The organism is Dellaglioa sp. CoH-57-MRSF-22, assembly GCF_056781895.1.
In genome coordinates this window covers 1-236 of sequence record NZ_JBXAXT010000284.1, presented here as the reverse complement: position 1 = coordinate 236, position 236 = coordinate 1, and the positions used below count along the sequence as shown (strand labels likewise).

Annotated in this window: 1 protein-coding gene; it reads right to left on the bottom strand. The window is 55.1% G+C overall.

Going from position 1 to position 236, the window contains the following annotated elements; translation table 11 throughout:
* On the bottom strand, window positions 1-236 hold a 236-nt coding region (locus AC1RPR_RS09095; RefSeq protein WP_481763625.1), incomplete at both ends, for a hypothetical protein.

Here is a 236-nt window from a genome sequence, read left to right as displayed (position 1 = left end):
CTATTGCGCCGCGCAATTCATCGCGCCAGTATTCCGACACGTGGCGCACTTTGATGCACTCACGGATACGAGTAAGCCGGGCCTCGGTCAAGCTTTCTTCGTGCTCGATATCGCTTTCAAGCTTCTTTGCCTCCTGATAGCGTTCGTCGTATTCTTCGTAACCCTCGGCACAAATCCGTGCGTGTTCGTCGGCTGCACGGGCCGCCTCGCGCCAGTCGTCATAAACAGTATGAAAA